Origin of the sequence: Maridesulfovibrio sp. (genome assembly GCF_963678865.1) — a bacterium.
In the GTDB taxonomy this organism is placed as follows: Bacteria; Desulfobacterota; Desulfovibrionia; order Desulfovibrionales; family Desulfovibrionaceae; genus Maridesulfovibrio.
Genome location: NZ_OY787459.1, coordinates 3,112,796 through 3,134,555, shown reverse-complemented (window position 1 = coordinate 3,134,555; position 21,760 = coordinate 3,112,796). Strand labels below are relative to the sequence as shown.

Genomic DNA, 21,760 nt, shown 5'->3' with positions numbered 1-21,760 from the left:
AAAGGACTTACAACTCAAAAGCTGTAAGTCCTTGTATTATCTGGTACCGGGAGCGAGACTCGAACTCGCAAGGGCGTGAACCCGGCGGATTTTGAGTACTGAATAGAACTGTTTAACCGGACTTAACCCAGCTACAAGGTCTTTATTTAAAAGGACATCCTTATTTAACTGAGCTTGTTTGATTTCCCCATAATTTATTGTATTCTGGCCTCCTTTATGGGGAATAGCATGGGGAATAAGACTTCCCCCCACCCTGCGTATCTAAGTACGTGGTGAGCATATATTCTTCCCCATAATTCCCCACAAATCAGCTCAAAAAGGAAAGCAGATGGCCGCAGTAAAAAGACACAAGACAACATATAAGGGCGTGTTCTACATCGATAGTAAAAACCAAGTCACCGGGGTATAGGAAAAGATTTATTACATCCGCTACTATAAAGACGGAAAGTCCATTGAAGAAAAAGCCGGACGCCAGCATCAGGATCAGATGACACCTGCCAAGGCGAACCGTTTGCGGGTGCTGCGCATTGAGGGGAAAATTGACTCCAACAACGAGCGAAGGAAGAAAGTTCGGGCGGAGCGCAACAGAATGACCGTTGCCCGGATCTGGGAAGCATTTTATGACGCTAAACAAGAAAACAAAAGTATCAAGGATGACCGTAACCGCTGGCAGAGCTACTTGCTCAAGGATTTCGGGAAAAAGATTCCTGAAGAAGTAGTCACCACCGACATCGACCGGCTACGCCGAAAATTACAGAATAAAGGCCTTGCTCCCGGAACAGTCAAGCAGGGACTTGTCCTGCTTAAACGCATTTTAAATTTCGGAGCCAAACGGGGGATGTGTCAGCCAATCAATCAGGCAAAGCTTTACTTCGAAATGCCCAAAATAAATAACATCAAAACGGAAGACCTTACGCCCGGACAGCTTTCAGCTCTCATGGAAGCCATTGAAACTTCACCCAATAAGCCCGCTGCGAACATGATGCTTATGGCACTATACACAGGCATGAGAAAAGGAGAAATCTTTAAGCTGAGATGGAATGACATTGATTTAAACCGTGGCTTCATCACGCTGGGAGATCCTAAAAATGGAACAGACCAACGTATACCTTTAAATAACTCAGCAAGATCTGTTTTAGAAAGACAGCCCAGAAAAAGTGAATACATTTTTCCCGGCAGAAAGAACGGTCCAACAAAAGAAATGCGCATCCCCTTTCGCCGTATCTGCGATAATGCAGGTCTGCCCAAAGACTTCCGGCCCATGCACGGACTACGTCATGTATTCGCTTCCACTCTTGCCAGCTCCGGGCAGGTAGATATGTATACTCTGCAAAAATTGCTCACCCACAAGACCCCATCAATGGTTCAAAGATATGCCCACTTACGGGATGACGCCATGCAGCGGGCCAGTGAGGTTGCTGGGGATATGTATAGGGTGATGCAGAAGAAGACTCACGCTTAACCCAAATTAATGCCTAATATTTTAGTCATAGATCAATTTAGAGACTATTTTATTAGGCATTATAATGAAACAAACTTCGTAGGACGGGCTCAAACCTCATCTTCAAAAACAAGGAACGGGATTAGGGCTGAGCATTTTTTGCATGCCGGTTGACCTAAGATTACAGAAGTAATAAGATTAAAGGTAGAATCATAAAAAGCACACAACTTTACCGACAGCGATACTTTTAAGGAGATCATTCAATGGATAAAGCATGTGAAAATTGTCGTTACTACCTTCCAAGCCAAAGGGACTATAAGGAAGACGGAATATGCAGGTTCTCGCCTCCAACAGTTTCACCAACATCAGATAACACCATGGGAATTTGGCCAAGAGTAGAAAAAATAGATTGGTGTGGCAAATACTCTCCCAAAAAGGCCCACCCCCCTCATCTAGAAAAAATGGATATTTCCTGAGGTTTTGATGATGAAACTTCTAACAAAAATCAGACAAAAGTCATACTTAGCTGTCATCATATTGATAATTCTTTTTTTCGTATTGTTTATCATCCAAAATACTGAGCAGATTCAGATCGCGTTCTTATTCTGGACTATTCCAATATCACGTGCATTAGTACTTCTGGGAACCTTACTCCTTGGTATTCTTATCGGATCAATTGCGACTATAATGAAAGGTATATGGAACAAGACAGCAACTTCAAAAAGTGATGTGGAAAAATCCAAAATCCAAAATAAGATTTTGGAGCAGGATGATGTGATCACAGATATGCAGTCTGAACGTCTCAAATTCAAACTAAGTCTTGAAGAATTTGATACAAAATCTCAAAATGCCATAGATCGGATTGATGGTTATAAGAAAAAACAACGTATCACAGATGCCGAATTAACAATAAGTATTGCTGATCTGGATGATGCAAATCAATCTATCTCTGTACTCAAAACCGAAATAGACCGTTTACATGAAGAAATCGAAGCGAGAGAATTAATAGAGAAAATGATCCAGCACGATCTCAGAAGTGCTTTGATAGCTTCAGCATCATTACCAGAATCAGTTCTTTCTGATCCCAACTTAACTGACAAACAAAAGATCATTGTACGACTGATACGGGACAGTGGGGAAAAAATGCTTGAGATACTTGACTCAAGCTTAACACTTTATCGGATAGAAGAAGGAACCTATGAAAAAGAATTTACGACTGTAAACCTATTCAAAATAATCACAACTGTTGTCGAACGTATCACTGGTTCCCATTCAAATTACGAACATGAAATTTCAATCACCTGTATGGACGCTGATGGCGCTGAAAGTGATAGTTTCCCCGTAACTGGAGATAAATTTCTTCTCTACAGCATCTTCATGAACCTACTTACAAATGCATTGGAAGCTTCTCCTCAAGGAAAGCCTATTTCAGTTATTCTCAGTAAAAACAAGTATTGTTCGATCGCTATTAGTAACTACGGATCAGTTCCAGAAAGCATAAGAAAAACTTTTTTCAACAAAATGGTTACATCAGGCAAAGAATTCGGAACTGGATTGGGAACATACTTAGCCATGATGATGGTCAAAGCCCAAAATGGAAATATTGAATTAAACTGTTCTAGCCCCGAAATAACAACTATATATGTCCATCTGCCAAAGGCCTAAGCAAAGAGGAGCACACACTATCAGGGCAGGCTAATTTATTCCTTATCAAAACTGTCTACGACAATAGCACCCATAGAAGCTGGCATAGTTATGACGATCAGACGTTTGATTGCGACTTCAGGAGCTGAAATTAACGGAAACTTATCCAAGGCAAAAAGAAGGAGAGCAACCACTAAGCTTGCAATAGTATAGGCAACAAAAAGACGAAAAAAGAAAGCTCCGATCCTATGTTTCACGTTCCCTCGAAAGACGCTTTCATAAGTAAAAAAAGCTAAAAATAAAACCGACAAAGTAAAAATCAAAAGCAAATTCAGCAACGGTAAAGATGGGGCTATGCTCCAAGCTTCCTCGGAAAAAGAAATCGGTACCGCCAATGCAAACGCCCCTACAAAAGTCTGGCTCAGATCTTCAAAATTAAAATGCGATTTCATATCAACGACTCCGTCTTAACGATGGATAAGTTGTAGTGGTTCATACTTGATCTGACAGTCCGCCTTTTTGATGGGACCGAAATTGTCAGTTTAGTTTAAACTCAGAACCTTGTCGTTCCAGAGTTCTTTTCCATCCAGCATAGTTGCCAGTGGTGTTCGACCGCAACACATTTTTCCCTGATGAGATCGTTGTGTGTTGTATTCATCAATCCAGATATCGAGATCAGCCTGCAATTCTTCCAGTGAAGTGTAGATCTTGCGCCTGAACGTGACCCTGTAAAATTCATCCAGAATTGTTTTGTGGAAACGTTCGCAAATCCCATTTGTTTGCGGATGACGTGCCTTAGCCTTTGTGTGCTCAATGCCGCAAACGCCAAGAAACAGCTCGTAATCGTGTTTCTCAACGCATCCGCAGTACTCGGTTCCCCTATCGGTCAACATGCGCAAAATGCCCATCTCCTTCTCCGCGAAGAAAGGAAGGACCTTGTCGTTGAGCATATCGGCTGCAGTGATCGGCGTTTTGGTTGTGTAGAGCTTTGCGGCTGCCCACTTGGAATAGGTGTCCACAAAAGTCTGCTGATAGATCCGCCCAACGCCTTTGATTGTGCCGACATAGAAGGTGTCCTGACTACCCAGATAGCCAGGATGGGCTGTTTCGATTTCACCGCAGGCCAAATCATCATCCTTTTTCTTCTCAAGGGCCTGAACCTGCGCCTCGGTGAGTACAACTCCTTGCTCTGCTGAAATCTTCTCCAGCGCAGTCAACCGGAGCTTGAAATTATGGAGATTGTGCCGGAGCCAAATGGATCTAACTCCTGAAGGCGAAACAAAAACGCCCAACTTTCTTAGCTCATTACTGGTTCTTGTTTGTCCATGAGCAGGAAAGTCAGTTGCGTAAACAACAACTGCGTCTTCGATTGCCTGATCTACCCGATTCTTCAGGTTCGGTTTACGACGGGACTTATCAAAAAGTGCTTCCACACCGCCTTCTTCCTTGGCTGAATGATACCGGTAAAAGGTGTCCCGAGAAAAGCCCATCAGCTTGCAAGCTCTGGAAACATTACCGAGTTCTTCCGCCAGATTCAGCAGACCTATCTTGTGTTTTATGATGTTTTGATTGAAACTGGACATGTGGTTCTCCTTGGGCACGGTGCCCTGTTTTGATGGTTCCTTAGTATTCCCATCAAAAAGGAGAACCTCTTCTGTTTCAAGAGGAAATGTCAGATCAAGTCGGAACTAATACAGATAAGTTGTTATTTCGTATCTTCAATAACAACTTTCTACACAAAACCAGATATGCTGTATCCGCATTCTCGGCAACAGACACACCAATCTAATCCTGATTCTAAATACACAGAAAAAGACGGATTAGCGATATACAGCAAGTTGCCCCATCTCAGTCAACCGATACTTCTGATTTCTACTATTGGGCTTATCGGGAATGGTCATTTCAACAAGCCCTTCTTCCAATGCAGGTTTGAGGTAAAGTTCCCTGAATGACTTGCGGTCTTTAAGGCTCAAAGCCGTTTGCAGCTCATCACGGCTCATTTCGCCAGAAATGACTTCAATCAATGCTTTAACTTGGGGGGCAACTTGGGGGTCAACTTGGGGGGTGGCAGATGAAACGGCATTCAAAATCATCCTGAGCATGAACTCTATAAAGGGTGCCGAGTCCGCCTTATTCGTGCTCTGCTGGAGAGCGTCATAATATTCTTCTTGGTGTTCGAAAACCAGACTTTCCACCGGGATATCCGCGAAAAGTGGATTCCATCCTTTCAGGATCAAAGTCTGCCATAAACGGCCCATACGACCGTTGCCGTCCGCAAAGGGGTGGATAAATTCAAATTCGTAGTGGAAGACCGAGCTGGCAATCAAAGGATGGTCGTCAGTGGCACCCAGCCATGAAAATAGATCCTGCATCAGTGCCGGGACTCTATCGGCAGGCGGGGCCATGTGAATCACCCTCTCCCCTGCGATCACGCCCACACCGGAACGGCGATACATGCCAACCTCGTCAATCAGTCCGGCCATGAGCACGCTGTGCGCTTCTTTCAAATCCGCTTCGCTCTCTACCGACCAATCATCGAACCGATCATAAGCAGCAATGGCGTTATGCACCTCCTGAATCTCACGAGGCGGAGCTATTACTCTTTTGCCGTCCAGAATCGCTGTTATCTGTTCTTCGCTAAGGTTGTTACCTTCAATAGCCAGTGATCCGCGAATTGTGCGCACACGGTTGATACGTCTTAGCCTTAACTCCTTTGAGTTATCGGTTAAAACGGTCAAACGCCCTACTTCCTCGCTTATCTGGGCTATCAGATTTACGATGAGTGGGGTTATTGTGTGGGGTGGGTGGTAGGTTGGCATGGGGGAAGTTTAGCAAGGTCTTAAATTGTAAACAATATTAATATTTCACGGCTTGGTGTCAGCAAGAATGAAGTTGATATGAGGCTGTCAGATTTTGAGCATGAGGATTTGCGGAGTGGCTTGAGGGGGTAAAATTTAATTCCGCTTTTTTAGGCCTTTATTTACTCCTGTTGATTGTAGTATGAGACTTTTATCTTGAAGATAAGTTTGAATTTAGGAGTTGGATATGGCCTGTTGTATGGATGCAAAGTTCGGTTGGTGCGCGGGAGAAGATATCGTCTATAAAGACAGTAAAGGTAAAGAATACTGTCTCTTCCATGCTCCTGCCGAGCATAAATACTCCAAACTTTATGTTGAAGGCAAAGGGCAGCGCCCGGAACTGGTGTCCGACACCGACTTCAATACATTTGTTCTTTCAAAAATAAAAAAATGCATACAAAGCGGAGCAGATGAATGGCAAGGCAATTATACGTGGTGGGCAAATGATCCAAGGTGTAATTTAGCAGGAACCATATTCCCTTGGGATATTACTTTTGAATCTATCGATAAACTTCCTGCTATAAAATTTGATGAATGCAAATTCAAAGGTATCGTCGATTTTTCAGATTGCATATTTGAAGTGCAGACATGTTTTTTTCATACCGTCTTTGAAGACCCAGTTATTTTTGCAAACAATACTTTTAATGGACCTGTTCATTTTGATGGTTCGACATTTGATTACCAATCCAATCCAGAAAGAAGTATATACTGCTATGATTATCCTCAATCCCTTGAAGATTTGGGCATAAGTTGTGGTTGTTCTTTTTTCAACATTACATTCAAAGATGACGTCTCGTATGGGCGTTGTCTCTTTAATGCTAAAATTAAATTTAAACACTGTCATTTTGAAAAGAAATGCACATTTTTAGATTTTAATAGAACCATTTTTAATGATGAATTTTCTTTCATTAGAAACATCGTCAATGACGCATTTGACCTTGGTAGATGCATATTTAATAGCACAATAAAAATTACAAGCTGTGATTTCCTTGGAATGTCTTCTTTTAAAAAATCAAAATTCATTGAAGCCAAATTAGTAGGAACACAATTTCATAAAAATATTGTTTTTGCAGAAGCAAATACGTCTAAACGCCTAATAATTGAAGATTGTATCTTTAAAAAAGAAATCATGTTCGCCCATGCAAATATAAATATTATTAGGATTAGATATAGCTATTTTAATAGTCCATCTTTTTTTTCAGGAATGTTTGGTAGATGTCGCTTATACATTGGGAACTCCCACTTTGATGACATGGTTCAATTTAACGGCAACTCATATAATGGATTTCAAATACTCAGTTGTTCCTTTAAAAAACTTGCTGATTTTTCTAACACCACACATAATGAAATAGAAAATAAATCTAATCCCAATCAGCACTATTGCTGCATGGTAAACAATTGCACATTTGATTCTTGGGTATATTTTAAAGATACAACCTTCAAGTCAATAGCAACTTTTGAAAACACTATCAGTGGTCAAAAAATAATTTTTGAAAGAGCTAACATGTGTAATGTTTCATTAAAAAGAATGAATATTGAATCATTTCAATTTATTGAGTGCCTTTGGCATAAGGACAAAAACAAATATGGCCCCCTTTATAATGAAAACCCCAAAAACAAGAGCGATAAACTTGCTAACTCAACCCTAGAATCAACTTACAGACGTTTGAAAAGAATTGCTAAAGATGGATCAGATGAAGTACAAACGTCACACTGGCATTACAAAGAAAAAGAAATGCAGGCCAAAAATGTACGCACAATTTTACATCAAGACTTTATGTGCCACTTCTTTCTTGTTTTAGCTGTCATAATTTCATCTCTGTGCCTGACCTATTATGATATCCCCTTTTCTGTTGGTATCCTAGCCTACTTAACCCCTATTGTATTAATTTTTAAGTTATACAAAAAATCTGAACAATTATTCGCAATAACATACTATTCAATATACAATTTAATTAGTGGCTACGGAGAAAAACCATTAAGAGCTTTAATTTGGCTTACTATTTTCATATTGTTACCAGCATTTATACCTATCGATTTAACAACTTACAAAGATCCTCAATGGATCAAAGACACTGTTAACTATTTACCTTTGACGCAAACAAGTTCTGAGACATCCTACCTATCTATACTTATTCATGGTCTCGGACGTATACTCATAGCTGTCCAAGCAGCGCTCTTCGCCTTCGCCCTACGCAACAAACTACGTAGGTAAAATTATCCATTCAAGATTAAGGGGCTAACTCCAAACCAGTTCATCCCCTTTTATTTTACTGCCCCATCCCCCGCCAAATACGCTTCCCCCTCACCCGCGCAACCTCGTAAGCTTCCGCAAAACACCTTCCAATTCGCTCTGCAAGTCCCGGCAACCCTGAACTTCCTTTTCCAGATCCGATATCCTGCGCCCCTGCTCGGCTATTTTCTGATCCTGCTCTTTCAAGCGGCGGGACTGCTCCTTCTCCATTCCGGCTAGGGCCTCCGACAAGCTCCTTGATAACTCGTTCATGATCTACCTCTGCAATAAAACGGCTGGCTGGCCGCTGTTTGTCTGTGCGATTTTCAGATTTATCCCCTTGGGAAAATCAGATACTGCTGCTCTTCGGTCTGATATGCCTTGATCCCCCATTCCGTAAATTTGCTTATGTTCTTTCTCTGACTCTCTACCTGCGCGTTGATTCTTGTCAGCTCTTCGTGGCTGGCCTTGATTCTCCAACCGTAAAATCCGGTTATGCAGACCGACATTATGAGTAACAGCAGCACGGATACGATGTTCACCAAAATGTTTTGTTTCCAGTAGCTTGCCGAAATCGCGGACTGCTTTTTCCTGAGCTTCTGGATGTGGCCGTCCATATCTGCTGTGATGGAATTCAGCTCGCTTTCGGCATATTTCAGCAAGTTCCCGCTCAAGTCTTTCAATGCGCTGCTGGCGATCTGCTCTACTTCCTGCGACTGCGAGTTCATTCGCTCTTTCAGTTTGTCGCTTAGCTCTCCAAGATGATTCATATATTCCTCCCTTCAATCGGACTCGTGTCTTGTCTTCGGGTAACTCCAAGGTGATATACTTCTTGCCCTGCCGGACCACGGAAAGCCCTTCTTCCTCCAAAGCCTTGACCAGATCCGCACGGTCCTTGTGCAGACCGTCAGCTATGCCTTGAGCTAGGAAATCGGTTACGGTTTTCCTGAAATTGTGCAGTTGTTTTCCTTTGGGTGAATGAATGTCTTTGCCGGGTTGCAACAACCGGGATCGCTTTAGCTCATCAGGCTTTGCCCACTCCATGCGCTCATTCCAAAGGTCGCGCCAGACATCATATTGCTTATGCCAGTTGGGCGGGCATGGATTCATGGCCTTGTCACTGCGCAATTCGGTGCGCGGGATAATGAAATGCATTTCATGATGACCGGCATGGCTGTGCCTGACCCAAAGAATCGAATATTGATCCGGCTCAAGTCCTGCGAAAGCGACCTTTTCAAAGTCGTCCATCACTTCTTTTTCAAGCTGCGGGGAAACCTTGTCCTGCGGTGCCCATGAGAGCACCCCGGATGTAAACTTCCATACCCGATAAGTTGAACCAATCACCCGCTGTACGGCTTCAGGATCACCGCGCAAAACTTCCGGCGGCGATTCTTCTCGCCCTTTGCGCCGGGGATCAATTACATAATCAATGGCCTTGGCTCCGTTTCCCCGGCCATGGGCGAAAACCTTCATATACATTTCAGCTCCCTCTCAATGGCAGCCAGTTCGGCGAGGATGAGAACGGAATCGGCATTGCTCTTATAGGTATTTGCCCAGCGAGCGAGCTGATTGATGTTGTTGCCAATACGGGCAAGGTGAAGAAGCTTCTCCCGCTCACGTCTGGTCTTGCGTACTCGTCTTTTACCCAGAAGCTGACGCATGAAATCACCGATGGTCATGCCCTTGGCTTCTGCTTCTTCCACAACGCTATTTTTCTCATCCGGCGTAACCCGGACATTCAACCATCTAGTGCGGGCCGTGCTCATACGGCCTCCATTTTTCTGGCGTAAACGGAGGGTTCGAAGGGAGGCTTGCCTCCCTCGCCAGCCCCCACGGGGACACCTGTTGCGCAGCTAACAGTGTCACAGTGGGTAGGCTGGCTAGGATTCGATATTGGGATAGCTTCGGCAGCATGCACAGCCGGATGAACTTGGTAACTCGGACTCGGAGGACGCCCCGGACCGGAAGATTGCACCGGAAGCACAACCACATATCCGAACTCCACGAGCATGGTTAGTCCCTGCTCAATCTGCTTCTTTTTCGGAAACCGTCCACGGATCGCACGCTGACATTCACGACCAGTGAACAGCTCAATTTTGCGGCCCGTGATCCATTTCAAGATAGCCTGAGCACAGGAAGTCAGATCATCACACCCCATATCATGAAATGCGTAGCGGGCATGATGAACAAGCTTCTTTCCCAATTCAGTAGCCGCAAGCATGACAGCGGAATCAACCTTCGACTCAACCTGTTGCGCTGAAGCCAGATGCAGCAGACCGGCCAAGCGGGCAACCGGCCCCGGAACCTTACCCGCCCAATCAGTCATATTTTCCAGACTACTCCCCGGTCGCAACTCTCCCTCAATGAGCAGGAAAAAGTTTTTCCACGACTCATAAGCTCCGGCACTAAGCAGCAGAGACTTACCTTGTGCATTCATTTCAGAATTACTTTTGAGAGAAAGCAGAAACTCAACCCGCTCTAGAAAAGCTCGTTCCACCTGTAATGATACCTGCGGAGGCTCCGCCACTCGATAACCAAGCCTGCTTTGACCAAAGAAATAGAGGAAACGCGCCAAGAAACCGCGTCCACGGAATTCAGGATTTCCGGCCATTCCACGCAACACATCCGGCTGAGTGGTAACGCAGATAGTTAACAGTGGATGCTTCAGGCCGATAAACTGCCCATGCTTACGGTCCACGCGGCACGGTTCGCCACTGAATGCTTTTAAAATCAGATCAAGGTTAGGCATGCGGCTGTAACGACCGGCAAATGTATCAAAAAGACCGCCTTCAGCTTCAATGATGGACATGCATTCGCTTTGCTGCTCCATGAGCATGGCAAGGCATTCAGGAGTTATGTCATCGGCAAGCAAGAGCGGGATTGTAATCAGCTCCGGCATTTCATCTTCCAAATCCCGGATTTCCTGAATGAGGTTGTCCCGGCTTTGCGAGTTTTTTGCCTTGGCCGCCATGTTGCGCCGATGCTCAATGGCGCGTTCAAGAGTCATCCGTTTTGAACGCGCTTCCTGCGCCAGTGGACCAATGAGCTTTTCCTGCTCATTTTCCCAGCCGATAAGCGGTCTTCTTGCGGCCTGCGTCACCGCGCTTTTCCTTTCTCCGGGCGGTAGCGGCGAAAGCAGGTACAGGTTTAAGGATTCCTCATAACCTTCTTTAATCTGCACATGGAACCTCCGCTGCGCTGCGGTTGATAGGACGCCAAGGAGATTGCAGAGCACCATCTCATAAGGCACCTGCAACGCTTCGCTAAGCTCAAAGCTGTAATCAGCCAGAATCGGCGGTAATTGAACCGATGATAGAGAAGGAGGAAACTGAGGCCCCAATGGAACTGGGGCCTTATTTCCGAACATGGAAAGAATGTCTGTGCCGGACTCGTTCATCTGTGCCTCGGCAGGTCAGACATTTCTTCAAGCGGAATGACCTTGCAGGATTCCACATAGGCATCCAGATCTTTAAGATCGTACCCGACCCGCCTGCCGATTTTGATATAGCGCGGCCCTTTTCCAAGACAACGCCATACTTCGAGGGTTCCGGGGCTGAGTCCTAATTTTTCAGCAGCTTCTTTTGTGCTTAATAGTCCTTGCATCGATTTCTCCTTGTTGGTTGGAGGTATTTTTTCTTCGATGCAAGGCAACCACGTTTAATCGGACAGTAAAACCATCTGGAAGGGGACAAATGGTGTGGAGGGACCACCAAGTTCTGTGAGATCACGACAGAAATTGGTAATAAAATTTCTATATTATCAGTAGGTAATGAAAATCAAACTAAGAAGTATCCAAATTCTGAAAAAAGTCCTGAATTGAAGGACAGAAGTTGCTTTTGGGCTACCTGAATCATCAATTTTCACCTTTCTTCCAAGACGGACACTGTCAAGTCATTCCATGTCCGACCTCCCGGCTAGTTTATAAATGTCCGGGGAAGAGTTGCTTTTGAACCGCTAGGGCTCCTAGCACATCCCCAGAATTATAAACGATGGAGGAAAGATGAAATCTTTCAATCATTACAAAATGGAACTGAGGCCCCGTAGCGAACTGACAACCGAACTGGTACTGTACGGTGAAACTGAACCTGCGGAAATGCAGATTGAAAATCTCTGGAAAATCGTTGACCGCAGAACAGGTGAAGAACTTGCAGACCCAAAGCCTGACTTTGATGAATTCTCATCCTCTGACCGCATGTACCCATCCATGATGAATCCGGAAGTCAAACGCCGCTGGGACCTGAAAAATTATGAATGGGAAGAAACCAAAGCTCAACATGCAAAGTTGAAGCGTATGGTTCATGCCCAGTTTCTGCAGGAAAATCCCAACCTGCCCGTGATTCAGGGTCTGAAAGGCACAACTTACGGTAGTGAAATTCAGGCTGAGTTCCAGAAAATGCTCAGCGGAAGCCAGTCGATGCTTAAGTCCCGCATGCCGCAGGCTGGTACGGGGCGGACTATCCGTGATGAACTTGAACGCGATAACGTGGACCTCAATGAAGTGGCTGATGAGGTCGTGCAGTTCCAGACTCCCAAGTCCCGGAACACTTTTGCTGTCATGGGTGTTGACCGGGATGAAACACTGCGCATTGTTGGTAAAATCCTCGCTTCAGCAGAATCCAGCCATGCCCTTGAATATCAGTACGATGAAGAAGGCAGGTTGCAGGTTGTGCATTACGAGGGAAAGCCGGTTGAAGTGTATCGCTACAACCGCATGGGCCAGCGCGTGTTTTCGCAGGTATCAGGCGGTCAGCCGCTGAAATATAGCTACAATGAACAGGGGCAGCTCGTTCAAGCCGGAGAGGTCTCTTATTCCTACAATGAAGACGGCTACCTTGCAGCTAAACAGGACTCAGATGGCCTTACCCGCTATCATTATCTGGAAAGCGGACAGCTTTGCGGTGTGCAGCTTCCTGACGGCAGGGAAATTGAATATCGCTTTGATGAAAATGGATTCCGTGTCGAGAAGCTCATCAACGGCAAGCTGGTGCAGCGTTACCAGTGGGACGATCTGATCACTCTGTCTGCGGTGGAAGACCGTTCCGGTGTGACCCGTATCCGCTATGATGAAGATGGGGACGCTATCGGGATGATCCGCAACGGCCAGAAGCTGCTACTGGCTACCGATCAGTTGGGTAGTACCTTTACTGTTGCTGATCTGTCGGGAAACAGTGTACAGGAAATCCTATATGATTCTTTCGGGGTGATGATACAGAACAGTCGTCCCGAACTCGCGCCTCCGCTCGGCTTTGCCGGAGGATTGTATGATTCCGATACCGGCCTGATTCATTTCGGCTACCGTGAGTACGATCCTGCCATTGGGCGTTTCATTTCTCCTGATCCGCTGGGCTATGCTGGCGGTGATGTGGATTTGTATGGCTATTGCGGGGATGATCCGGTTAACTTTGTCGATCGGCTGGGGTTGTTTGATGAATCCAGTTCAGATGATGATGGGAAGAGCGAAAGCAAATCGTCAAGTTCCGGTGGGTACGCTGGAAATGATTTCGGTCCGGGGTATAATGGAACCAGTGGAAGTGCCTACGGCCCTACAGACGCTGGTTGGGGGTATAATACCGATCCGGGAGGCTCTCATTACAATGGTGATGACACCCTAGGCGGGGAAGGGCATAGCCAAAATGCGACACGTAGTACCCAACAGGCAAAAGATGACGATTTTTTCGGTCAGCAAAGTCAGCAAGCTATTGATCAGCTAAATAACGCAGGCGTGCAACAAGGTTTGGAAGTGGATAAGCAGGCTCAAGAGCTGACTAGTAGACAGGATAAATTCAATGCTAATGAACAGGCAAAAAAAGAACATAGAGCTCTTGCTGAGGCCGACCGGATAAGCCGAGCACGACGTGCGTCTCTGGCAGCCGATGAAGATGATAAGGATAAAGGATTTTTCGAAAAAGCAGAGGATTACGTAAAGGCAAGCTGGGATAATATGGCAGCAAAAGAAAAACGAAATCAGCAAAGGAGAGATGCGGCTGCTAAAAACCTTAATCCGAGTAAAGTCACAGATATTTTCAGCAATGATCCAAAGGTGAGAAAAAATAGGGCTAATACTATTAAGGCTGGCGTTCAGGATAAATTGGAAAATTATGCTGATGTCTATCTTTCTACTCCTGATGATAAAATGTATCCAGTTCAGTATGGAATTACTAAGCTGGGCGAATTTATGAAGAGAAATAAAAATTAAAAACAAGCCCTGCAACGACAAACCGATGTTGTTGCAGGGCTAGGATAAGATATGCTTATATATTTAAAAAAAGTTAAGAATGATTTTAAGGCCATTCTACATAGAGACTATGCCTTTCTGGTTATTGTATATGCATATTTTATGTTTAACTTTATAAGTTGCTTTTTTGGGCATATAACAGATTACATAAGCCCTTACACATCATGCTTAGTTGTGTCATTTGTATTAAGTTGTATCGGATGCAGAGACTCAGGATTAAAAATATTTAGGTTTGACTTTCAATTCAGGATGACTTTTGCATATTTGACACTGCTTCTGGCGACAGAATTAGCTGCAAGTTCATCATGGTATATGATAGATGAAAATTTTTTTAATTTAAAATTGCATGTATTTGAAATGCTATCCATGTTGAATCGTGGTTATCTAAACTACGAAGGTTTTGTATGCATATTGATAGAGCCATTTTTTTATACATTATCATCTCCTTTTATCTATATGTTTGCGTGCTTATGCTTTTCTTTAAAAAAAATGATGTCTATATCTATTATTAAACTAACGATGGGAATGGTGATACTCTTTGTAAACTCTATTATTTTTTCTATAGTCGCATTAATTGGAATGTCGATAGTCAATATTTATATATATGCTTCTGCTCTTTCTGTGTATTATATTATTCTAACTGTTTTGTCTTATGCTGTGGGCAAAAACTCCTTTGCTGATAATGCTGCATAACTAGCTGCGGACTTGCATGTGGAAAACTTGATTAAGAATATCTATTCGATAGCCTCATTAATTAGCAAGAACACTAGAAGCTATGGATAATTATGGGAAAAAGTAGAAAAGAATCACACAGAATCAAACCATCAAAAGGTGGAACGGGTAGACTTGTTCTTATCCTAGCAGGCTGGGCTTTTTTCTTATCTGGAATTTTGACCCCTCTTACTGGCGGAGGGAAATATAAAGGTTTTAAAGTATATGACTTTGTGGGATATATACAATTATTTATCGGTGCTATTGTTCTTATTTATTTATGGAAAACAAGAGAAAGCGTTTCATTGAACTCAGATGAAAGCAACGAACCGGAAGACATGATTTGTCCAAAATGCCAGACGGTTTATTTGGCAGAAGATCTCCCTGAAAATTGCCGGAAAGATATTTGCTCAGAATGTGGAGCCAAATTAGAACTTTTGGATGGTTTTTATGAACGGCATCCAGAGCTGAAAGATGTTCCAGAACAATTCCCTCAGCCAGAGGATGATTAACCACAAGGCCCCGGACTTCGGTTCGGGGTCTTGTTCTTGAATCAAATTACCCCGGACAATATGGACAAAATGGACAGAAATCTAATTTTGTCCATATTGTCCATTTTGTCCCGTAGTTTTTATTTTGCTGTATTGCTTTCTTTTCTGAACTCGATAGGAATGTTTTTCCTAAATTCTTCAATAACGGAATTGGCTGGTCTGACCAGTTTTAATTTTTTGATGTAATCCTTTTCTATAACCGTGTCCGCAATCGCTTTATATTCTTCGTGTGAAAACTGTTGTTTCGGAGTTGGGTCAACGACCATCTCAAGAATCATGTTGGAAAAGAAAAAACCTTCCTTGCGTGCGCCATCCAACTTTTTCTTGGCCTTAGTCAATCTGGCCTTCATAGTTCGCGCATCTTCCAGCTCTTTTTCCAATTCTTCGATCTTTAAATCTTGTTCTATTCCACTTCTATCGGCTTTTGGTAAAAACCTCGGATACTTCTGCTCAATCTGTTCAACTTCTTCTAAATCAAAGAAACATCGCTCATCAAAAAGCCGTTTCAATCTTTCGGCCTGACGGAAAAATGAGGAATAGAAATAACGCAGCACTGAGAATTTTTTGGAATTATACTCAAATTGAAAATATACATTTAATCTGGTTTCAAGAACAACATTTGTAAAATCCGCACTAGACGTTCTGTTCCATCGAACTCTCAACTCTGAAACTGGTATTCTACGCTTAACTTCATACTTTACGAACCAGTTCAAGCCCTCAGCCAAATAAGATACCGCACGATTAAGCAACCAAATTGATCCGCAAACAATCAGGGTACACACAAAAGCATAAGCTAAAAAAGCCATGTTCGAAGGATTCGGCCCATATTGGACCAAAAGAACAGGCCCAATCAAACTAAGAAACAGGATAACTGCATCTACCAATTTATCTTCATCCAGCTTTTCTTGAACAAGCGGCTGAATCAGGATTTCACGTTTTGATTCCTCATCAACTTTGGACTTGGCTTTACCATTTTGCGATTTATTCATGCTCAAACTCTCCATAATTATATCAGGCTTAGCCATCCTTAACCGAGCTAAATTATATTTACAAATCTAAAAATAATTAAGTTAACTGAGTAGTTAAACAGACATGGGGAACGCCAAGTGAAAAAAATTTGAACTTAATCAAACTTTTTTCACTTTTTTTAATTTTATGGGGAAGAGTGTGGGGAGAACTGTTTTGGACATGAAAAAAGGGCTTCTCGCTTTTTGCGAAAAACCCTTTAATTTCAGATGGTACCGGGAGCGAGACTCGAACTCGCAAGGGCGTGAACCCGGCGGATTTTGAGTCCGCTGCGTCTACCAATTCCGCCATCCCGGCATAGGTGAGGGATTGTTAATATTAAATGACTGAGCAGCTGTCAAGACCATTTAGCAATATATCTCCGGGAAAAACCTTCATCGTCATACTCATACACACCCCACAGCAAACATAAAATTAAGGTGTTGCTCTATTGTAAACCATAAAACTCAGTGCTATTTTCAGCCTCCTTTCATTAATTTTCTACACAAAAGAGATTCCCATGATTCCAATAGGCTCACTGGTCAATGGCGGTGCCATCATCGCCGGATCCATAATCGGTATCCTCCTGCACAGCAGATTTCCTGAACGCATTCGACAGATTATTTTTCAGGCACTTGGTCTGGGTGTTGTTCTGATCGGCATCCAGATGGCTTTAAAAGTTCAAGATATCCTTGTGGTTATCTTCAGTCTTCTCATTGGCGGAATCATTGGTGAATTACTGAGGCTTGATACCTTATTCGAGCGAGGTGCAGGATGGCTGAAAAAAAAGGTCGGCTCCAGCGATACCGGTTTTATTGATGGAATGATTACAGCTTCACTTATCTTCTGCATCGGGGCCATGGCCATCATAGGTTCATTGGAAGAAGGAATAAAAGGAGATACCACCATCCTTTTCACAAAGGCCATGCTCGACGGCTTCGCATCCATAGCCTTGGCTTCCTCTTACGGAATCGGGGTGCTTTTCTCTTTCATTCCGGTAATAATCTATCAGGGCGCACTGACCCTTTTCGCCGAATCATTTCAGGAATGGTTCTCGCCGTTTATCATTGACCAGCTTACCGCAACCGGAGGTCTGCTCATAATCGGTATCAGCCTGACCCTGCTCGAAATAAAACGTATCAACCTGGCAAATCTACTGCCTTCACTGCCAGTGGTTATAACCCTAACCGCTCTGCTCAATTAATTTCCCGGTAAAGCGGACGTTTTAAACATTTTCATCATTGAATATTTGGTTTGGATAGGTTTTAATACTGTTATGAAAATCCGCTGGAAATTGCTCATAATACTGCTTACCTTTTCCCTTATTCCCTTGTTTGTGCTTAAGACACACGGGATCAACTCACTCAAGGCATTAGGATCGGACTTGCAGACCCAGACTCGTATGACCCTCCTTGAGCGGGCCACCCGTAACCTTGCCGAACAGGCCAGAAGTGCTGCGATAATGATCAACCTTGAAGAACGTCTGTACAAGACCACCCTGAAAAGCATTCAAGGAGAAGCGGAACTGCGGCTGAACACCAACGAAGTTGCTTCGCCGGCAATAAAACCGTTTATCACTACCCACTCTAAAAATATTAATGAGCCTGAACTCATCAATCTCCCGGCTTACAAAAAACGCGCACTCATGGGCAGAGGAACAAACCGCAGGGGTGAACACATGGCGGGCATGCAGCGCGGTGACCTTATCGACCTGCCCATCACAACGGACCATATCTCTTTCTGGCTGAGCGAAAATCTGCCCCTTGAGCAGGCCTTAACGGATATCAACAGGATCACCCCGCTGCTTGATGATTTCAAATCATGTGCCGCAGCCCTGAAAAATCTGGTTCTCTGGCAGGAAATAATCCTCGAAAACGGTCTTATTGCCACCTATCCGGGTCACAATTCATTTCCCCGCAGCTATGATCCAAGAACGCACGTATGGTATCAAGAGACACGTAAACAGGGTAAAGAGAACTGGACTCTGCCATCACTCGATGCTGCAACCAAAACATTATGCAACAGACTGACGGCCCCCCTTTACGACGATAAGGGTAAATTCATCGGAGTTGCATCGCTGGTAATTCCTCTGGAGGAAAGCCTGAACACGGCACTGGTGTCAACGGACACGCAAGTCGCCAAAGTGATCATGGTCACGACTCTTCACCGGGATGAAGCACATCACGATTCCCTGCTGGTCATCGGTAAAATTGATGACAATCAGACTGAAAAAGAATTCCACCCTGCACACGGACGTTTCTGGCAGGCCCCGCCGGAAAAAGAATGGCTGACTGAAGACAACCCGCAATTTGAATCCCTGATCAAGGATATCAACGACAAGAACCCCGGAGTTCTGCACATGAACTACAAAGGGGTCCCCTCTTTGTGGACTTACAGTCCTATCAATAAATCCGTATCCATCCTCATTATAACACCGGTCAATAAATTCACTGCGGAAGCGGATGAGGCCGAACAATCTGTACGTGAAAGCATAGCCAACCAGCTCGAAGGGACCTCGCTGATTGCATTGGCAGTGATTCTATCCATTGCCGTTGTAGCCTATTTTGTATCGCAAAGCCTTTCCACCCCCATCCGCAAGCTATCGGAAGCAATGATCAAAGTCGGAGACGGTGATTGGGATGTCCGCGCTGAATTCCACTCAAAAGACGAACTCGGCGATCTTGCCCAGAATTTTAACCATATGGTCCCCCAACTGCGAGAGCACTCAAGGATCAGGCAAGCCCTGGATCTGGCGGATGAGGCCCAGCAATCACTCTTCCCGAAGGCCCCGCCCGAGATTGAAGGTGTGGAAATTGGCGCGCGCTGCACCTTTTCAGAACAGACAGGTGGAGACTATTATGACTTTACAGGCTGTGCCACCTGCGGACCCAAAAGTTTTGCCACGGCAATCGGAGATGTGTCCGGGCACGGCGTAAGTGCGGCCCTGCTGATGACCAGCGCCCGGGCTTATCTGCGCGCCCTTTCCGGACAGGGCAGGACGCTGGTGGAATCCGTAACGGATGTCAACAGGCTGATAACAAAAGACTGTGCCCAGACCGGGCACTTTATGACCATGTTCATGGCCATATGCAATGCAGAGCAGAAGACAGTCAACTGGATCAGGGCCGGGCATGATCCAGGACTGATCTATTCCCCGGACAGTGACAGTTTCGACCAGCTTCTGGGCGAAGGACTTGCGCTGGGAGTTGATGAAGACTACCCGTACCGGGACTATGTAACTTCCATGAAGCAGGGTCAGATCATGATCCTTTATACCGATGGGATATGGGAAGCACACAGCCCGTCCGGGAAGCAATTCGGCAAGGATAGTCTCAAGCAGATAATCCGCGATAACCACCACAAACAAGCACAGGAAATCGCCGACACGATCCTCATTGAGGTGGAAGCCTACCGCAAAGGACTTCCATTGGAAGATGATTGTACGGTCATAGTAATAAAATTCTTATGAAATATTCAATCTATGAATTAGCGACATACGTTTTTGATCCCCTGCACTCGCTCTGGCAAAATGAAAAGACGGAACGGGCTGTGGCGGGTATTCTAATCGGCTGCTTTCTGGCCGCCCTGCTGGGAATCGAACTGGGCAGGCAGGGTTTGCTCCCCGCAGCAATTGCAGCCAAAACACCGAGCAGCCACTACGCGGCAGTGGGAATTGCCTTCACTCTGGTTCTTGTGCTTGAGGTAATCAGTTTCATCTTTGTGCTGCCTTGCTCTTTTTCAAAATCCGTCGGCAAGCAGTTGGAGATTCTCTGTCTGATCCTCATGCGTAACTCATTCAAGGAACTGGTTAATTTTCCGGAACCGATAACATTCACCGGAAACATGACACCCATTTACCAAATCCTTTCAGACGGAACAGGAGCCTTTGTGGTTTTTGTTCTGCTGGGCATATATTACCGTGTCCAAAAATCAGGCCCGACCTTAAAACCTTCATTTAAATTCAGCTATGTTGCCAGCAAAAAACTGGTTGCCCTGCTCCTGCTGGGTTTATTCATGGGTCTGGGAGGATACGTTTTTTTCCGCTCGGCCATGGGCATTCACTCATTTGATTTCTTTAGTACTTTTTATACCATACTCATCTTCAGCGACATTCTGCTGGTACTCATTTCCCAACGTTTCCTCCCGGCATTCCATGCGGTTTTCCGTAACTCGGGATTCGCGCTGGTCACCCTGTTGATTCGGCTTGCACTTGCGGCACCGCCCTTTTACAATGCCGCTCTGGGAGTTGCCTCGGCCGGGTTTGCGGTCCTTTTAACCATCGCCTACAACTCATTTTACCTAAAAGACAAGGAATCCTGAAATGAAAAGCATATGCATTTTTCTTGGAGCCAATCCGGGTAACGACCCTAAATACGCTCAGGCGGCCCGCAACATGGGCCGGGAAATGGCCCAGCGCGGCCTGACCACCGTATACGGAGGTTCACGCACCGGACTGATGGGCATACTGGCCCAATCCGCTTTGGATGCTGGGGGCAAGGTGATCGGGGTTATCCCGGAAAGCCTCTATAAAATCGAAATCGCTCACACGGACTGACAGAGCTGCACGTTGCAGATTCCATGCATGAACGCAAAGCCCTCATGGCCGATCTTTCCGACGGTTTTATCGCCATGCCGGGCGGCATCGGCACCATGGATGAGATATTTGAAATTTTTACCTGGGCACAGCTCGGTTTCCACTCCAAACCCTGCGGGCTGCTCAATGTGGACGGTTACTACGACAAACTGCTCTCTTTTCTGGGCGGTGTTGTTGAAGAAGGTTTCCTGAAAGACATCCATCTGGAAAAACTGCTCACCGCAGACACTCCGGACCTGCTCATCGACTCATTTGCTACTTATGAACCGCCCAGCGGATCAAAGTGGGTGGAAAAAATTGAGGTAGCCCCACGCAAAAGGCAATAAATTTTATTATTTAAGTACTACATCTTCTTCACCAAACGCCGCATGAAAACAAAAATCATGCGGCGTTTGACACGTCTGACTCTTCAAACAACGCAAAGGTCTCTAATATATTATACAAACACAAAGGACAAAGCTGGATAAATGAAACTGAATCTAGTAGAT

19 protein-coding genes, 1 tRNA gene and 1 pseudogene are annotated in these 21,760 nt (G+C 44.7%); 11 read left to right on the top strand and 10 right to left on the bottom strand.

Annotated features, from left to right (window positions below; all coding sequences use genetic code 11):
- Positions 1-487: 487 nt before the first annotated feature.
- The 3 genes from ACKU41_RS14340 (at position 488) to ACKU41_RS14330 (ending at position 3,106) form a co-directional block, all read left to right on the top strand.
- Entirely contained in the window at positions 488-1,462 is a 975-nt protein-coding gene (locus tag ACKU41_RS14340) for a site-specific integrase (protein WP_321401721.1), read from the top strand.
- Positions 1,463-1,704: 242 nt separating this feature from the next.
- Entirely contained in the window at positions 1,705-1,917 is a 213-nt protein-coding gene (locus ACKU41_RS14335) for a hypothetical protein (RefSeq protein ID WP_319778080.1), read from the top strand.
- A gap of 7 nt (positions 1,918-1,924) precedes the next feature.
- Positions 1,925-3,106, top strand: a complete 1,182-nt coding sequence (locus tag ACKU41_RS14330; RefSeq protein WP_319778079.1) for a HAMP domain-containing sensor histidine kinase — start codon at positions 1,925-1,927, stop codon at positions 3,104-3,106.
- A 35-nt stretch (positions 3,107-3,141) separates the two neighbouring features.
- Here the strand turns inward: ACKU41_RS14330 and ACKU41_RS14325 are convergent, their stop codons facing one another.
- The 3 genes from ACKU41_RS14325 to ACKU41_RS14315 all read right to left on the bottom strand — a co-directional run bounded on the left by ACKU41_RS14325 (position 3,142) and on the right by ACKU41_RS14315 (position 5,823).
- Positions 3,142-3,537, bottom strand: coding sequence for a DUF2391 family protein (locus ACKU41_RS14325; RefSeq protein ID WP_319778078.1), 396 nt, complete (start codon positions 3,535-3,537; stop codon positions 3,142-3,144).
- Positions 3,538-3,627: 90 nt separating this feature from the next.
- The gene (locus tag ACKU41_RS14320) at positions 3,628-4,668 is read right to left on the bottom strand and encodes an IS481 family transposase (RefSeq protein WP_321401718.1); all 1,041 of its coding nucleotides are present in this window, start codon (positions 4,666-4,668) and stop codon (positions 3,628-3,630) included.
- Between the two features lie 237 nt (positions 4,669-4,905).
- Positions 4,906-5,823, bottom strand: a complete 918-nt coding sequence (locus ACKU41_RS14315) for a Fic family protein (RefSeq protein WP_321401716.1) — start codon at positions 5,821-5,823, stop codon at positions 4,906-4,908.
- 307 nt (positions 5,824-6,130) lie between these two features.
- On the opposite strand from ACKU41_RS14315, the gene ACKU41_RS14310 reads away from it, so the two are divergent.
- On the top strand, positions 6,131-8,158 hold the full coding sequence (locus ACKU41_RS14310; RefSeq protein ID WP_321401713.1) for a pentapeptide repeat-containing protein: 2,028 nt from the start codon (positions 6,131-6,133) through the stop codon (positions 8,156-8,158).
- A 90-nt stretch (positions 8,159-8,248) separates the two neighbouring features.
- Here ACKU41_RS14310 and ACKU41_RS14305 read toward each other — a convergent pair whose 3' ends face one another.
- From ACKU41_RS14305 to ACKU41_RS14285, 5 genes are read right to left on the bottom strand one after another with little or no spacing between them, the layout of a single operon-like run.
- A complete protein-coding gene (locus tag ACKU41_RS14305; protein ID WP_321401712.1) occupies positions 8,249-8,449 on the bottom strand; it encodes a hypothetical protein in 201 nt (66 codons plus the stop codon).
- Between the two features lie 3 nt (positions 8,450-8,452).
- Positions 8,453-9,655 (bottom strand): relaxase/mobilization nuclease domain-containing protein, encoded by a 1,203-nt coding sequence (locus ACKU41_RS14300; protein ID WP_321401711.1) that lies wholly within the window; start codon positions 9,653-9,655, stop codon positions 8,453-8,455.
- Entirely contained in the window at positions 9,646-9,942 is a 297-nt protein-coding gene (locus ACKU41_RS14295; RefSeq protein WP_321401709.1) for a plasmid mobilization protein, read from the bottom strand. Before ACKU41_RS14295 ends, ACKU41_RS14300 begins: the two co-directional genes overlap by 10 nt.
- Positions 9,939-11,573, bottom strand: coding sequence for a YfjI family protein (locus ACKU41_RS14290; protein ID WP_321401707.1), 1,635 nt, complete (start codon positions 11,571-11,573; stop codon positions 9,939-9,941). The genes ACKU41_RS14295 and ACKU41_RS14290 overlap by 4 nt, the downstream gene beginning before the upstream one ends.
- Positions 11,570-11,779 (bottom strand): helix-turn-helix domain-containing protein, encoded by a 210-nt coding sequence (locus tag ACKU41_RS14285; RefSeq protein WP_319778069.1) that lies wholly within the window; start codon positions 11,777-11,779, stop codon positions 11,570-11,572. Before ACKU41_RS14285 ends, ACKU41_RS14290 begins: the two co-directional genes overlap by 4 nt.
- A 397-nt stretch (positions 11,780-12,176) precedes the next feature.
- Between ACKU41_RS14285 and ACKU41_RS14280 the strand changes: the two genes are divergently transcribed.
- The 3 genes from ACKU41_RS14280 to ACKU41_RS14270 all read left to right on the top strand — a co-directional run bounded on the left by ACKU41_RS14280 (position 12,177) and on the right by ACKU41_RS14270 (position 15,634).
- Positions 12,177-14,372, top strand: coding sequence for an RHS repeat-associated core domain-containing protein (locus tag ACKU41_RS14280; RefSeq protein ID WP_321401703.1), 2,196 nt, complete (start codon positions 12,177-12,179; stop codon positions 14,370-14,372).
- A 51-nt stretch (positions 14,373-14,423) separates the two neighbouring features.
- Positions 14,424-15,104, top strand: a complete 681-nt coding sequence (locus ACKU41_RS14275; RefSeq protein WP_319778067.1) for a hypothetical protein — start codon at positions 14,424-14,426, stop codon at positions 15,102-15,104.
- A 92-nt stretch (positions 15,105-15,196) separates the two neighbouring features.
- Positions 15,197-15,634 (top strand): hypothetical protein, encoded by a 438-nt coding sequence (locus tag ACKU41_RS14270; protein ID WP_319778066.1) that lies wholly within the window; start codon positions 15,197-15,199, stop codon positions 15,632-15,634.
- A 119-nt stretch (positions 15,635-15,753) separates the two neighbouring features.
- On the opposite strand, the gene ACKU41_RS14265 is transcribed toward ACKU41_RS14270, so the two are convergent.
- Both ACKU41_RS14265 and ACKU41_RS14260 read right to left on the bottom strand, forming a co-directional pair.
- Positions 15,754-16,662, bottom strand: coding sequence for a hypothetical protein (locus ACKU41_RS14265; protein ID WP_319778065.1), 909 nt, complete (start codon positions 16,660-16,662; stop codon positions 15,754-15,756).
- A 247-nt stretch (positions 16,663-16,909) separates the two neighbouring features.
- Positions 16,910-16,996, bottom strand: a tRNA-Leu gene (locus tag ACKU41_RS14260).
- Between the two features lie 202 nt (positions 16,997-17,198).
- Here ACKU41_RS14260 and ACKU41_RS14255 point away from each other — a divergent pair.
- From ACKU41_RS14255 to ACKU41_RS14240, 4 genes and pseudogenes are all read left to right on the top strand, one after another.
- A complete protein-coding gene (locus tag ACKU41_RS14255; RefSeq protein WP_319778064.1) occupies positions 17,199-17,882 on the top strand; it encodes a DUF554 domain-containing protein in 684 nt (227 codons plus the stop codon).
- A gap of 72 nt (positions 17,883-17,954) precedes the next feature.
- Positions 17,955-20,147: a SpoIIE family protein phosphatase gene (locus ACKU41_RS14250; RefSeq protein WP_321401698.1), complete on the top strand. Its 2,193-nt coding sequence runs from the start codon at positions 17,955-17,957 to the stop codon at positions 20,145-20,147.
- A complete protein-coding gene (locus tag ACKU41_RS14245) occupies positions 20,144-20,998 on the top strand; it encodes a hypothetical protein (protein WP_321401696.1) in 855 nt (284 codons plus the stop codon). The genes ACKU41_RS14250 and ACKU41_RS14245 overlap by 4 nt, the downstream gene beginning before the upstream one ends.
- A gap of 1 nt (position 20,999) precedes the next feature.
- Positions 21,000-21,598, top strand: a pseudogene (locus ACKU41_RS14240) (TIGR00730 family Rossman fold protein).
- The last annotated feature ends 162 nt before the right edge of the window (positions 21,599-21,760 follow it).

Excerpts from the sequence above, each read along its gene's own strand:
- ACKU41_RS14330 (WP_319778079.1), top strand. The coding sequence starts at position 1,925 with ATGATGAAACTTCTAACAAAAATCAGACAAAAGTCATACTTAGCTGTC.
- ACKU41_RS14265 (WP_319778065.1), bottom strand. The coding sequence starts at position 16,662 with ATGAATAAATCGCAAAATGGTAAAGCCAAGTCCAAAGTTGATGAGGAA.
- ACKU41_RS14280 (WP_321401703.1), top strand. The coding sequence starts at position 12,177 with ATGAAATCTTTCAATCATTACAAAATGGAACTGAGGCCCCGTAGCGAA.
- ACKU41_RS14300 (WP_321401711.1), bottom strand. The coding sequence starts at position 9,655 with ATGTATATGAAGGTTTTCGCCCATGGCCGGGGAAACGGAGCCAAGGCC.
- ACKU41_RS14290 (WP_321401707.1), bottom strand. The coding sequence starts at position 11,573 with ATGAACGAGTCCGGCACAGACATTCTTTCCATGTTCGGAAATAAGGCC.
- ACKU41_RS14335 (WP_319778080.1), top strand. The coding sequence starts at position 1,705 with ATGGATAAAGCATGTGAAAATTGTCGTTACTACCTTCCAAGCCAAAGG.
- ACKU41_RS14305 (WP_321401712.1), bottom strand. The coding sequence starts at position 8,449 with ATGAACGAGTTATCAAGGAGCTTGTCGGAGGCCCTAGCCGGAATGGAG.
- ACKU41_RS14285 (WP_319778069.1), bottom strand. The coding sequence starts at position 11,779 with ATGCAAGGACTATTAAGCACAAAAGAAGCTGCTGAAAAATTAGGACTC.
- ACKU41_RS14270 (WP_319778066.1), top strand. The coding sequence starts at position 15,197 with ATGGGAAAAAGTAGAAAAGAATCACACAGAATCAAACCATCAAAAGGT.
- ACKU41_RS14295 (WP_321401709.1), bottom strand. The coding sequence starts at position 9,942 with ATGAGCACGGCCCGCACTAGATGGTTGAATGTCCGGGTTACGCCGGAT.
- ACKU41_RS14320 (WP_321401718.1), bottom strand. The coding sequence starts at position 4,668 with ATGTCCAGTTTCAATCAAAACATCATAAAACACAAGATAGGTCTGCTG.
- ACKU41_RS14310 (WP_321401713.1), top strand. The coding sequence starts at position 6,131 with ATGGCCTGTTGTATGGATGCAAAGTTCGGTTGGTGCGCGGGAGAAGAT.
- ACKU41_RS14250 (WP_321401698.1), top strand. The coding sequence starts at position 17,955 with ATGAAAATCCGCTGGAAATTGCTCATAATACTGCTTACCTTTTCCCTT.
- ACKU41_RS14275 (WP_319778067.1), top strand. The coding sequence starts at position 14,424 with ATGCTTATATATTTAAAAAAAGTTAAGAATGATTTTAAGGCCATTCTA.
- ACKU41_RS14255 (WP_319778064.1), top strand. The coding sequence starts at position 17,199 with ATGATTCCAATAGGCTCACTGGTCAATGGCGGTGCCATCATCGCCGGA.
- ACKU41_RS14340 (WP_321401721.1), top strand. The coding sequence starts at position 488 with ATGACACCTGCCAAGGCGAACCGTTTGCGGGTGCTGCGCATTGAGGGG.
- ACKU41_RS14245 (WP_321401696.1), top strand. The coding sequence starts at position 20,144 with ATGAAATATTCAATCTATGAATTAGCGACATACGTTTTTGATCCCCTG.
- ACKU41_RS14325 (WP_319778078.1), bottom strand. The coding sequence starts at position 3,537 with ATGAAATCGCATTTTAATTTTGAAGATCTGAGCCAGACTTTTGTAGGG.